This window comes from Streptococcus cristatus (assembly GCF_003943515.1).
Taxonomy (GTDB): Bacteria; Bacillota; Bacilli; order Lactobacillales; family Streptococcaceae; genus Streptococcus; species Streptococcus cristatus_D.
Genome location: NZ_RJPT01000005.1, coordinates 26,656 through 38,594, shown reverse-complemented (window position 1 = coordinate 38,594; position 11,939 = coordinate 26,656). Strand labels below are relative to the sequence as shown.

Here is an 11,939-nt window from a genome sequence, read left to right as displayed (position 1 = left end):
GGACTCTTGTTATTGCCCCTTTTAAACTTTAAAAAAAGGCCAAGACAAAGTCAGAGCCCATTTTATTTACTAGATAATACTGCCAATATCAAGGCAATCAGCAACCAGACAAAGATCAAAAATCCTGTCAGACGCTGCATCACAGCTTCAAATCCCCGTGCTTTTGACCGCTCAAAAAGGTCGTTGGCACTCGAATCAAACACGTTACTAGATTGGTTTTTAGTTGGTTGCATGAAAATAGCAATGACAATAAAACCTGATAAAATGACTAAAATCGTTAATAATAGGCTATACATAAATAAAACTCCTTAAGATCCTTTCTATTTTACCATAAAATCTACTTAGATTCAAGATGTAAGGTTACTTTTCTTTCCTTGGGGCAGTACTTCAATACCTCAATCTTATCAGGATGAGTCTTACTATTCTTACTGGTCAGATAATTCTGACTGCCGCAACTGGAGCATTTCAAATGAATTTTAACGCGCACTAGATTTCCTTCTTTTTCAATAAATTTCCAAAACAAAAAAGGTTGATAAGGAGACTCAGTCCCACTAAGCCTGCTGTAGCATAAAAGACTGAATGATAGCCTGCTGTCGCTGCAATAGCCGATCCTGACATGGGACCAATGACACCACCCAGATAAAAGAAAATCTGGTTGTAGCTAAAGATTCGGGAAATCCCAAACTTAGGCGTGATTTTGCTCAATAGAGCATTGACCCCCGGCACCAAGGCTCCAGTCCCTAAACCAAACAAGAAGCGGTAAAAACCGAGTTGGAGCGAAGAGCCTGCATGAGCACAGAGCAGGTAAATGATAATGGAATAAAACTGAGCTAAAACGAGCAAACGATGATTGCCCATCCGATCCCCCATCCGACCTAAAATACTTGAGCTCAGCATACTAGACAGTCCCATACTCGAAACAATCAGGCCAGATACAAAAATTAAATTGTCCGTTTGGCCTAACTCCCGAATATAAAGGGAAAGAATCGGACCAATAGACTGGGCTGCAAACTGGATAACAAAGCTAGTCAGAAAAAGAGTTAGCAAGAGCTTGGGATATCTAATCTGACGAATTAGTTCTCCAAATCCAATCTCCTCTTCCTTGGTGATTGGCCTAAAATCTTCTCGGATAAAAGCAGCCGTCATCAGGGTCGCAATCAGAAAGAAAAAGCCAATCAGTAGAAAGACATTGCGGATACCAAAAACTTCAGCAATCACTCCACCAATTAAGGGCCCCATAAGATTACCCGCAACAACACCTGTTGCCAAAGTTCCCAGCGCATAACCAGTCTTTTCCTTAGGAACCTGACTGGCAATCAAGGCTGTGCTGTTTGGCACATAGCCCGCAAAAACGCCGTTGAGAAAGCGTAAGACCAAGAGCCAAAAAATATTAGGCACAAAGGCAATGCCGCCCATGGTAAAGACCATAGCCGTAGCTGCCCGAATCATCATAGGTTTACGGCCATAGCGATCAGCCAAACTACCCCAGACAGGGGATAAAAAGGCTGCCGAAACAGCCGAAAGAGCAATGCCAAGACCAGCATAATACTCCACCTCATGACCACGCGCTCCTAGCTGCTCCACAAATAGGGGCATAAAAGGAGTGACTAGAGAAATGCTGGCACCTGTCAGGAAGTTCCCAAACCAGGCGATTTTCAGATTATGTTTCCAATTTACTTGTATCGTGATAGAATCATCTTCTTTCTAATTTCTGCAAAGCATCGCGAATCTGCTGTCGTGCTTCCTCTAGCGAGCCATTATTATCAATCAGCACGTCTGCCCTCTTTCGTTTTTCTTGTAAAGATAGCTGAGCTGCTATGCGCTTTTCTGCTTCTTCCCGACTGAGAGCATTTCGATTCATAAGGCGACTGAGCTGAGTTTCCTCCGTCACGTCCACCAGCCAGATTTGGTCAAACCAGTTATCATATTCTAGCTCAAATAACAAGGGAAGATCCATGAAAAAGATATCTTCCGTCTCTGCGAGCAAATCTCGTCTGCTAGCCAGTTCCTCTCGAATAATCTCGTTCTGAAGCTGGCTAGACTGCGCCAAGAGTTCGGGATTCCCAAAAATCATAGCTCCCAGCTTAGGCCGATCCAAGCGGCCATCTTCCCGTAAGATAGCTGGGCCAAAAGCGGATAAAAGAGCTTGATAAAGCCGTTCCCCTGGCTCCTGCAGCTCATGCACCACTTGATCCGCATCAATGACTTGGTAGCCCTGCTGCCTCAAAAACTCTGTCACTGTTGACTTACCTGAGGCAATGCCGCCAGTGATACCAATCATTCTTGCCATGACAGCTACCTCACTTTCTGACAATGAGGACAGAGATGAGTACCGCGTCCACCCAGCTTAATTTTTTCAATCGGGCTGCCGCATCTAGCACAAGGTTGACCAGTCTTTCCATAGACCTGCAGAAAATCCTGCATCGTGCCATCTTCGCCCAAAGCATTGCGGTAAGTCCGAATGGTCGATCCTCTCTTTTCAATCCCCAGCTGCAAAACTTCAATAATCTGCTCACGCAGCCGCTTGACTTCTGCAGGCTTTAAACTAGCTGCTGGCCTTATCGGATGAATCCGCGTCCGCCAAAGGGCCTCATCTACATAGATATTGCCTAGTCCAACAACCAAGGTCTGCTCTAGCAAATAGGGTTTGATGGGCTTTTTGGAACGACTCAAAGCTGCAGCAAAAGGTGGCAAAAGAAAGTCCGTTTCTGTCGGCTCAGGACCAAGCTTTCTGGCAGCAAAATAAGCTTCTAGCTGATCCTTTCCCAACAGCTCCATGGTCCCAAACTTGCGAACATCCTCATAAACAAGCGTCCCACCATCCGTCATCTCAAAAAAGACATGAGCATGCTTGCGCTCAGGCACCGCATCAGGATAAAAAAGATACTTACCTTCCATTCGCAGATGGGAAACCAGCACTCCATCCGTCAGGTAAAAGAGCAAATACTTGCCCCGACGGCCAATCTTTTCAATGGTCTGACCTGGCAAGTCATGGACAAAGCTATCCACTCCCGTAGCAATCATCTTGGCATAGCGGACCTGCACCTGCCTAATCGTCTTACCAACAACCAGACGCTCCAGACCACGCCGAACCGTTTCCACTTCAGGTAATTCAGGCATAAAGCTCCTTTCTTATTCTTCCTAATATCAAAGCCCCATAGCAAAGCTGTCCGAAAAATACTCATCCAGCATCAGGCGGTGTTTATTCGATACATTTTCCAGCTCTGCTATTTCTTCTTTAGAAAAAAAGCCTAAACGCAAAGTTTCCTCATTGTGAAAATTGGAAATATTAACATTCTCCAGCGCCTGCAATTCATACAGAAAGACAACTGTCTAAACTTTGTCACCATTAGGATAAGATTCATCAAAATTAGTGTAGACATTCAGCAAGCGCTTGGCTTCAACAGCAATGCCTGTCTCTTCGTAAAATTCACGCACAGCTGCTTGCAGAGAAGTCTCCCCGAGCTCCATAGCTCCTCCAGGAATCGCCCATGTTTTCTTATCGCCTCGCAACTGCAGAAGCACACGACCACCCTCGTCTGTCAAAATTCCACCAGCAAAATTCAAGATAACCTTATCATGCCCCACCTTGGAGCGAATATAGGAAATATAGTCTTTGTTCATTCAATTTTCCTGTCTACGATTCAATCGATAACCAGAAATGAAAAATTCTTGCTCTTTTAATATTCCTTCTCATTATAGCCAAAGTCTGCCAAATCCAGCTTCTTGTCCCGCCAGTTTTTCTTGACCTTGACCCATGTTTCGAGGAAGACCTTGTCCCCCAGCATGAGCTCGATATCGCGGCGAGCCATAGAACCGATTTTCTTGAGCATGGAGCCACCTTTACCGATGATAATGCCTTTTTGGCTGTCACGCTCGACCATGATCGTCGCTCGGATATGGACCTTGTCCGTCTCCTCGTCTCGCTTCATGCTATCAACAACCACTGCGACTGAGTGGGGAATCTCTTCACGAGTCAAATGTAGAACCTTCTCGCGGATCATTTCTGAAACCAAGAAGCGCTCTGGATGGTCGGTAATTTGATCTTCTGGGAAATATTGGAAACCTTCCTCCAAATTTTCACTAAGGATATCAATCAGGCGGGAAACGTTGTTGCCTTGCAAGGCTGAAATTGGCACGATTTCTTTGAAGTCCATCTGCTGGCGGAAATCATCAATTTGCGCTAAAAGCTGATCGGGATGGACTTTATCAATCTTATTGACCACCAAAATAACTGGTACCTTAGCCGCTTTCAGGCGTTCGATAATCATGTCATCGCCCTTACCACGCGGCTCATCAGCCGGTACCATGAAGAGAACCGTATCTACCTCACGCAGGGTGCTGTATGCTGCTTCTACCATGAAATCACCCAGAGCCGTCTTGGGCTTGTGGATTCCCGGCGTATCGATAAAGACAATCTGCTCCTTATCCGTCGTGTAAATCCCCATAATCTTATTGCGGGTCGTCTGAGCCTTGTCACTCATGATGGCAATTTTTTGCCCCATGACATGATTCAAAAAAGTTGATTTTCCGACATTTGGTCGGCCTAAAATGGCTACAAAGCCTGATTTAAAAGTCATTCTTCTATTCCTTCTCTAAAAAATAATATCCCACAGTTTTGGCAGAAAGATAATCAAACCTGTGATAACTGCAAAACCAGAAACTACCAAAACTGCACCAGCTGCCATATCCTTGGCATTCTTTGCCCGCATAGAAAAGTGATAATCACTAGCCAGATCCACAACATTTTCAACAGCTGAATTCATGATTTCAAAAGCGATCACCAAAAAAATACTTAGCAGCAAGAACAGCCACTCAGTCGCTGAAATCCGAAAGATCAAACCTGCAATGATGGCAGCTAAAGCTGAAAGAACATGGCTCCGCATATTCTTTTCTTCCTTAAAAGCTGTGAAAATCCCCGTCAGGGCAAACTCCAAACTCGATATGACATCTCGATTTTTCCACTTGCGCTTGTTATTTTTATTGTCTTGTAAGTCCATAAGCTGTCAAAATTTCTTCCTGTAAGCCAAACATTTCTGCTTCTTCTTCCGGCGTATAATGATCATAGCCGTTGATATGCAGAAAACCATGCACCGCCAAAAAGCCCATCTCCCGTTCAAAGCTGTGGCCATATTCTTCCGCCTGCTCCCGCGCCTTGTCCACCGAAATGAAGAGCTCGCCGATATAAGCATCAAAATCCTCCAGCATCTCAGCCAGCTCAGGATTGTCCGCCAAATCTTCCTCGTCAAAGGCAATATCCAGCTCTGGCTTGTATTCCAGACTGATGACATCCGTCGGTCGGTCTGTATCTCGGTATTCTAAGTTGAGCTCATGGCTGCGCTCATTGGTCACAAAGGTCACAGCCATTTCCTTATTTTCTTTGCCTGTTTTCTGAGCCGCAAACTCCAAGATTTCCTGAGTCTGCTTGATGATTTCTTGAGAAACCTGACCGGTTTCATCCACCATTTCGATATACATATTTTACCTGCCTTGCTAATATTACTTTTATTATACCATATTTGGACGCCTATGAGGGCGCAAGCATATATTTTGAACTAGGAGAAATCCTGACTTAAAACCAAAAAAGGCTGAGGATATCTCAACCTTTCTATTTAGTGCTAATTGCCGGGATCGAACCGGCGACCTCATCCTTACCATGGATGCGCTCTGCCTACTGAGCTAAATCAGCATTACCTATCTACTATATCATGTAGATAGGTACTTGTCAATATTCTTTCTCATTTTTTTGCAAAATATTGCTCCCTAGTCAGATAGTAATGCAGCCGCGTCACTATGCGCCCTTCCTCATGCTTGTCTAGTGATGCGTAAGGCTCTTCGTGGGAAAAGATCATACCTGACTTTTGCATGACACGGCCAGAGGCAGGATTATCAATATCATGCAAGGCCACCAATTTGTTCATGCCGATTTCCTCAAAAGCCAGCTCAAGCACCGCCCGATTGGCCTCCGTCGTATAGCCCTGATTCCAGTATTTTTTATGGAGCACATAGCCGATAGCTGCCGTTTTCAAATCCAAGCGAATCTTATGCAGGTCAATCGTTCCGATAAAGTCGCCAGTCTCCTTCAGCTCGATTCCCCAGCGCCCCAAAGGATTAGCCAAGTAAAACAAGGCAATATTATTGCGGGTTTCTTCTAGATTTCTGTTGGTCGCAAAGGTATAGCGAACATTCTCCTCATCCGAAGCGTATTCAAACATGGCTGGTGCGTCACCCAAAGTCACTGGACGCAAGATTAATCGTTCCGTCTCAATTCTGGAATGCTGGCTTAGCTTAATATAAATATTTTCCATCTCTTCCTCCTGATTTTTCTTATCAGAATAGCATAATTCTCCGCCTAAAACAATCCTTTTTTTCTTGCTTTTTGCGACAGTTTCCTTTAAAATGAAAACATCACAATAATTGACCTAGGTCCCTTTGTAGTCCTGTATTCGGAGATCCTAGCGTTAGAAAAAGGAGTAAAGCTCTATGTTAATCGGAATTCCAAAAGAAATTAAAAATAATGAAAATCGCGTTGCCCTGACGCCAGCTGGTGTGCACAGTCTTGTAGGAAAAGGCCATCAGGTTTTGATTGAGACAAATGCTGGACTTGGATCTGGCTTTGCAGATGCAGACTATGAAAAGCAAGGTGCAAAAATTGTTGCCACTGCTGCTGAAGCCTGGGCAGCTGAGTTGGTTGTTAAGGTTAAAGAACCGCTGGAAGCTGAATACCAATTCTTGCGTGATGACCTCTTACTCTTCACTTACCTGCACATGGCCGCTGCTCCCGAATTAGCCCAAGCTATGGTAACTGCTAAAACTACCGGGGTAGCCTACGAGACTGTACGTGACGGACAAGGGCAACTACCACTCTTAGTACCTATGAGTGAGGTTGCTGGTCGTATGGCGGTTCAAATCGGAGCTCATTTCCTAACCAAGCAGACAGGTGGCTCTGGCGTTCTCCTTGGTGGTGTACCAGGTGTGCCAAAAGGTAAAGTCACCATTATCGGAGGCGGTGTTGTAGGAACTCATGCAGCCCGTATCGCTCTGGGACTAGGCGCTCAAGTTACGATTCTCGATATTAGTGCCAAACGTCTATCCGTACTGGAAGAAGTCTTTGGTAACCAAATCCAAACCCTCATGTCCAATCCATTTAACATCGAGGCAAGCGTCCGCGAAGCAGATGTCGTGATTGGAGCTGTGCTCATTCCTGGTGCTAAGGCACCAAAACTGGTGACTGACGATATGGTGAAGCAAATGCGCCCTGGTTCTGTCATTGTTGACGTGGCCGTTGACCAAGGCGGTGTTATCGAGACTGCTGACCGCGTGACCACCCACGATGAGCCAGTTTATGAGAAACACGGTGTTCTCCACTATGCGGTAGCCAATATCCCTGGTGCCGTGGCTCGCACTTCTACTATCGCCCTGACCAATGTCACCCTTCCTTATATCGAAGCGCTGGCTGGCAAAGGCTTCAAACAAGCTATTGCAGACGACGCTGGATTGCGTGAAGGTGTCACAACCTATCACGGCCACATCACTAGCCGACCTGTTGCAGAAGGCTTGAATCTCGATTACACTTCTATTGACGAACTTGTCTAATCATTTTTCCTCTTATATACAAAACCCGAAGGAACTTCTAGTCCTTCGGGTTTCATTTGTCTTAAATTTAAACTTAATATCACGCTGCCATCTATTTAGACAGGATCAACATTGCTCCAAATCTTTAAATTATCCAGTATGTTACTCTTTAATAGCCATTTTACAAGAAGTATCTAAAACCACTGATTCCTAGCCCTGACTAGGCTCTTCTTTCTGGTAAAAGTTCATCCCAACCTCAGTATCCTCGACCAGAATATCATCAGTCTGGCCCAACAGCAGTAAAGCGATGTAAAAGTCACCAACACAGCCCGCTGCATGAATACTAGCTAAGGGCATATAGAGAGTTGAACTGAGCAAGCCCAGCATGGCCAATAAGGTCAGAAACAGGCTAATCAAAACAAAGGGTGCCAAACCAATGACCAAAAAGTCCTTACGATGGTAGAAGGTACCTGGACTAGTCGCATAGGCCATCCCATTTTTAAAACCAAACTTGACCTTGGCCTTCCCTTTACCAAAAAACTTGAAGAAGAAACCGTGGATGTACTCATGGATGATGACAAGTATAAAGGTAAAAATTAACAAGTAGGCCAGATCTAGACCCGAAAAATCATAATGGTCTGCACGAAAGATTAGCTGGGTCAATTTTGCAAAAAGCATGGAGAAAGGAAAAATCAGCAAGAGCCCCGCTACATTTAGACCGATTACATATTTCTTTTCTTCCATAAAGTTGATTTTTTTAATAAGTTTCATAAAAGCTCCTCCATCATTTTCGACCTTTACTCAAGACATAGGTGCTTGCACTGATAAAAATAAGAAGCCAAATCACCAAATTAGAGAAATCTTCAATTTTAAATGAATAGTCTCCTGTTTCAAAGAAGTTGATAAATGGATTCATAAAAGTAAACCGCAGAATATGCTGTATTGTTTTATCAAAACTAGCAAATAGAGGTACGAAACTAATCAGAAACAGCGGAAATAAACTATAAACCTGAGCTTGAGATTGTGTCTTGGAAATACCACCAATAAAAAGATTGATTAAAAGGATAATAACAATAATGAAGAGATTGATCACAAGATAGACAGGCCATTTGCCAGACAGATCTACATGCAAATAATATGGGAAAAAAAACAAGGCAAAGACTGTAAATAGGAAGGGATAAACCAACATGGATAAGAGGTATTCAGTAGAACGAACCCCGCTCAACATCAAGGTTTTTAGATTGCGCTTTTCCTTGTCCTCTGCCATCATAATAGATACCATGTAGCCGCCACTCATGGCAAAAGTCACAGGCAGGATCATCTTCAATAGTCCTTGGCCTGCGTTGCCATCCTTATTTAAAATCATATTGTACAAAAAGAGGAGGCCAAAGGGCAGCAAGACGGACATAAGCAAAGAAGAGTTTGTCAATAAAATCTGAGTACGCAGCCATGTGAGAGCTTTAATTTTTTTATACATCTAGTTTTTCTCCTGTTAATTGAATAAAGATTTCTTCTAATGTAGGTTCGCAAGAATGTACTGTAATAGCTAGTTTTAGGTCTTTTGTAGCCAATTCTGAGAACGAAATTTGCTCGGTTTCTCCATTTTCATAGCTAATTTTAACTTTCTTGGCTGTGTTATATTTTTGAATAATAGCTTTCGGCTCGCCATATTCTACCAATACTCCCTTATTTAGCAGGGCCAGTCGATCACAAAGGGCGCTCGCTTCATGCATATCATGCGTCGTCAGAAAAATGGTTGTTCCCTTTTTCTTCAGCTCAAGCAAAAGCTCATGAATCACCTTGGAAGTACGGGGATCAAGTCCACTCGTTGGTTCATCCAAGAATAAGACCTCAGGATTATTTAAAAGAGCCCGAGCTAGAAACATCCGCTGCTTCATACCTGTCGAAAGCTTCTCTGCGACAATATTTTTGCTTTCTAACAAACCAACCTGCTCTAAAACTTCATCTATCCGCTCATTTTTTAAATCGTATAATTTCGCATATATCTGCAGGTTTTTATAGAGAGTCATCTTTTCATAAAAGCCACTTGTATCAGATACTAGGCCAATTTTCACCAAATCCTGAGCATTAATAGCATCTGAGGCCTTACCAAGAATTTTACTTTGACCATTGTCGGCATCAAGCTGGCCTGTCAGGATGTTAATTAAGGTTGTTTTTCCCGAACCAGATGGTCCTAAAAATCCGAAAATTTCTCCTTGATCGATATGAAAATTAATCCGTTCTAAAGCTTTTTTATCTCCAAAACTTTTAGAAATATTCTCTACTTGAATCACTTGTGACATAAGGCCTCTTCTCACTTTCTTACTTATAGTAACGTTTAACAATTTTGTACTGGCTGACAGTAACATAAAGATAGATGACCGATACCGCAATCCAAGCCAAAATCGTATCCAACTGGAATAGGAAATTTAGCAGTATCAGTCCAATATAGATACTAGGAAAGATAAAGCTCACTAGTTTCAAACGAACTCCTTTTTGGCCGACAAACAGCTTATTTGAAATATCTTTTAACTGCTTGATAGGAGTCCACATTGATATAGACAAAAATAATGGTTAAGACAATCATGCCAGATACGACCTGCATTGGGGTCCCAACTCCAAGAATAAAGAGCAAGACATAAAGGCCTGGAATGAGGCGCTGATTGAGATTAAAGAGGGTTAAAAAGCTTTGTTCATAATGAGCCTGCAACTCTCCTTCATCATAGGACAGCGCATAGTCCTTCATCTCCTCAATGGTCGGCATAGCAGATAATTTATATTGACGAACCTTCTGAGTGGTTTTCAATACAAGAATTTGACCTAAAATCAAAGCAAGAAACAGTGCAATATCATAAAATGGAATGTGAATCGTCGTTTCTGACCTTAGTATCGGACCAAGGTAGCTCACTCCTACAAAGAGGGTTAATAGAGTCAGAGCATACGAGATATTATATAAAATCGTCGCATATTCTAGTGTTTTGAAAGTTTGACGATAGAGCTCATAGCTTTTGTCATCATCTTCTTCTCTCTGGTAAGCCCTGTGAAATTTATGCGTCTGATAGAGCAAGAAAAAGGTTACGGGATAGAGAATAAACAAACTCGCTCGACCAATGTTCTTCAGCAGTTCAACATTTAAGAAAGTCGGCCAAGAAATATGCTCAAAATGAGCCATTATAAAACCAACTACCCCTCCTCCTAATATAGCAGCAAGAATGAAGATGCCGATATTTCTCAATATTCTTTTCTTTGTTGACATTGTTTTCTCCTATTCTTAAATAAGCACAGTCAGCCAAGCCATGACTTGGCTAATAAAGTCAGAGGCAATTTCCAGTATTTCACGGCCAAATAAAGGTAAAATAATCAGCACTGTCATCAGAAAAATAAAGTGATTTCTGACTTTTTTGTTCATTTTATTCCACAAATAATCCCTTTGTAACCATCCTGCCAGATAGGCATAGCCCAAGGCTACAAAAATCCCTAACTCAGTTGATGCTAGCACTATAACTGCGAAGATCAGACGAATATAAGCTACCTTTATCCCAAAATAATCCGCCAAGCCTGCACAGACACCAGCAATTTTTGCTTGTTCTTCGTTAACTTTAAAGTTTTCCATAAATTCTTGCATTGTTTTTCTCCTTGTTTTACTTTCCGTCACTTGCGGAAAAGCACTAATATACTTACACAGCTAATTAGGATCAGATCAAGTAATCGCTATGATATGAAAGCTTGCTTGCTAGTCTTCATGACAAGATGGCTAGCATAAACTATCTCCAGTAACTGATTTTTCCTGACTACCTACTCTTCCTCCACTAGGCGAAAGACATTTTCGACACTTTCGTTGAAAATCTGAGCAATTTTGAGGGCAATGACCACGGAGGGCGTGTATTCATCCCGCTCCAGCAAGCTAATCGTTTGCCGTGACACGCCAGCTTTCTTGGCCAAGTCAGTTTGATTCAGCCCGTCTCTGGCCCTCAGCTCTTTAAGTCGATTTTTCAGCTTCATGACAACACCTCTCAGTCTTCTTTCAGTTCAACAGACTTGATATCGTCAATACGCATGAGCTTAATTTTTGTTTGACCTTTTTTATTGGTCTTACTCAACTTAACCCAATCGTCATCGGCATCAACAATCACCCAGCAATCTGTCCCAAAAACTTCACCGATGATGATCGGTTTTTTCCCAATCATTTCTTTAAAAAAACGTGACATTTCTCCACTCCTTTCTTTATTTCTCTCTAAACGTTTCAACTTCCTTTTTACATTTTTCAATTCACTGGATGACATCAGCCACAAACCAGAAAATATCGGAAGTAGACACCAAAACAGTATCTCCATTAGTCCCTCCTTTTATCTTTTCTTCTTAAC

The 11,939-nt window shown here is 42.7% G+C and carries 18 protein-coding genes, 1 tRNA gene and 1 pseudogene; 1 reads left to right on the top strand and 19 read right to left on the bottom strand.

The genetic code is table 11. The features are described from left to right. Positions 1 to 62: 62 nt before the first annotated feature. The 11 genes and pseudogenes from secG to D8791_RS06055 all read right to left on the bottom strand — a co-directional run bounded on the left by secG (position 63) and on the right by D8791_RS06055 (position 6,308). Positions 63 to 296 (bottom strand): preprotein translocase subunit SecG, encoded by a 234-nt coding sequence (secG, locus tag D8791_RS06105; RefSeq protein ID WP_005590722.1) that lies wholly within the window; start codon positions 294 to 296, stop codon positions 63 to 65. 41 nt (positions 297 to 337) lie between these two features. Further along, positions 338 to 487: a 50S ribosomal protein L33 gene (gene rpmG, locus D8791_RS06100; RefSeq protein ID WP_005590723.1), complete on the bottom strand. Its 150-nt coding sequence runs from the start codon at positions 485 to 487 to the stop codon at positions 338 to 340. Beyond that, the gene (locus D8791_RS06095) at positions 487 to 1,683 is read right to left on the bottom strand and encodes a multidrug efflux MFS transporter (RefSeq protein ID WP_376739343.1); all 1,197 of its coding nucleotides are present in this window, start codon (positions 1,681 to 1,683) and stop codon (positions 487 to 489) included. Before D8791_RS06095 ends, rpmG begins: the two co-directional genes overlap by 1 nt. 10 nt (positions 1,684 to 1,693) lie before the next feature. Beyond that, positions 1,694 to 2,290 (bottom strand): dephospho-CoA kinase, encoded by a 597-nt coding sequence (gene coaE / locus D8791_RS06090; protein ID WP_125446690.1) that lies wholly within the window; start codon positions 2,288 to 2,290, stop codon positions 1,694 to 1,696. Positions 2,291 to 2,295: 5 nt separating this feature from the next. After that, complete coding sequence (mutM, locus tag D8791_RS06085) at positions 2,296 to 3,120, bottom strand: DNA-formamidopyrimidine glycosylase (protein WP_125446688.1); 825 nt, start codon at positions 3,118 to 3,120, stop codon at positions 2,296 to 2,298. 27 nt (positions 3,121 to 3,147) lie between these two features. Beyond that, positions 3,148 to 3,624 (bottom strand): annotated as a pseudogene (locus D8791_RS06080) (NUDIX hydrolase). Positions 3,625 to 3,680: 56 nt separating this feature from the next. Further along, on the bottom strand, positions 3,681 to 4,580 hold the full coding sequence (gene era / locus D8791_RS06075) for a GTPase Era (RefSeq protein WP_061422545.1): 900 nt from the start codon (positions 4,578 to 4,580) through the stop codon (positions 3,681 to 3,683). A gap of 15 nt (positions 4,581 to 4,595) precedes the next feature. Further along, positions 4,596 to 5,000, bottom strand: coding sequence for a diacylglycerol kinase family protein (locus tag D8791_RS06070; RefSeq protein ID WP_005590730.1), 405 nt, complete (start codon positions 4,998 to 5,000; stop codon positions 4,596 to 4,598). Next, positions 4,981 to 5,478, bottom strand: a complete 498-nt coding sequence (ybeY, locus tag D8791_RS06065; protein ID WP_015605451.1) for an rRNA maturation RNase YbeY — start codon at positions 5,476 to 5,478, stop codon at positions 4,981 to 4,983. The genes D8791_RS06070 and ybeY overlap by 20 nt, the downstream gene beginning before the upstream one ends. Positions 5,479 to 5,616: 138 nt before the next feature. Continuing rightward, positions 5,617 to 5,689 (bottom strand) — tRNA-Thr (locus D8791_RS06060). A gap of 49 nt (positions 5,690 to 5,738) precedes the next feature. Beyond that, the gene (locus D8791_RS06055; protein ID WP_125446686.1) at positions 5,739 to 6,308 is read right to left on the bottom strand and encodes a GNAT family N-acetyltransferase; all 570 of its coding nucleotides are present in this window, start codon (positions 6,306 to 6,308) and stop codon (positions 5,739 to 5,741) included. A gap of 175 nt (positions 6,309 to 6,483) precedes the next feature. Here D8791_RS06055 and ald point away from each other — a divergent pair, with 175 nt between their 5' ends. After that, entirely contained in the window at positions 6,484 to 7,596 is a 1,113-nt protein-coding gene (gene ald / locus D8791_RS06050) for an alanine dehydrogenase (protein ID WP_005590734.1), read from the top strand. A 189-nt stretch (positions 7,597 to 7,785) separates the two neighbouring features. Here the strand turns inward: ald and D8791_RS06045 are convergent, their stop codons facing one another. The 8 genes from D8791_RS06045 to D8791_RS10640 all read right to left on the bottom strand — a co-directional run bounded on the left by D8791_RS06045 (position 7,786) and on the right by D8791_RS10640 (position 11,783). Beyond that, positions 7,786 to 8,346, bottom strand: coding sequence for a DUF3267 domain-containing protein (locus D8791_RS06045; protein ID WP_125446684.1), 561 nt, complete (start codon positions 8,344 to 8,346; stop codon positions 7,786 to 7,788). Positions 8,347 to 8,359: 13 nt separating this feature from the next. After that, the gene (locus tag D8791_RS06040; RefSeq protein WP_125446682.1) at positions 8,360 to 9,052 is read right to left on the bottom strand and encodes an ABC transporter permease; all 693 of its coding nucleotides are present in this window, start codon (positions 9,050 to 9,052) and stop codon (positions 8,360 to 8,362) included. After that, a complete protein-coding gene (locus D8791_RS06035; protein ID WP_125389674.1) occupies positions 9,045 to 9,878 on the bottom strand; it encodes an ABC transporter ATP-binding protein in 834 nt (277 codons plus the stop codon). The genes D8791_RS06040 and D8791_RS06035 overlap by 8 nt, the downstream gene beginning before the upstream one ends. A gap of 19 nt (positions 9,879 to 9,897) precedes the next feature. Continuing rightward, a complete protein-coding gene (locus D8791_RS06030) occupies positions 9,898 to 10,059 on the bottom strand; it encodes a hypothetical protein (RefSeq protein WP_247950733.1) in 162 nt (53 codons plus the stop codon). Positions 10,060 to 10,087: 28 nt separating this feature from the next. After that, positions 10,088 to 10,831: a DUF3169 family protein gene (locus tag D8791_RS06025; protein ID WP_125446679.1), complete on the bottom strand. Its 744-nt coding sequence runs from the start codon at positions 10,829 to 10,831 to the stop codon at positions 10,088 to 10,090. Between the two features lie 15 nt (positions 10,832 to 10,846). Continuing rightward, positions 10,847 to 11,200, bottom strand: coding sequence for a PspC domain-containing protein (locus D8791_RS06020; protein ID WP_125446677.1), 354 nt, complete (start codon positions 11,198 to 11,200; stop codon positions 10,847 to 10,849). A 170-nt stretch (positions 11,201 to 11,370) separates the two neighbouring features. After that, positions 11,371 to 11,577, bottom strand: coding sequence for a helix-turn-helix transcriptional regulator (locus D8791_RS06015; protein WP_005590740.1), 207 nt, complete (start codon positions 11,575 to 11,577; stop codon positions 11,371 to 11,373). Positions 11,578 to 11,588: 11 nt separating this feature from the next. Then, on the bottom strand, positions 11,589 to 11,783 hold the full coding sequence (locus tag D8791_RS10640) for an aspartyl-tRNA synthetase (protein WP_260473510.1): 195 nt from the start codon (positions 11,781 to 11,783) through the stop codon (positions 11,589 to 11,591). Positions 11,784 to 11,939: the final 156 nt, after the last annotated feature.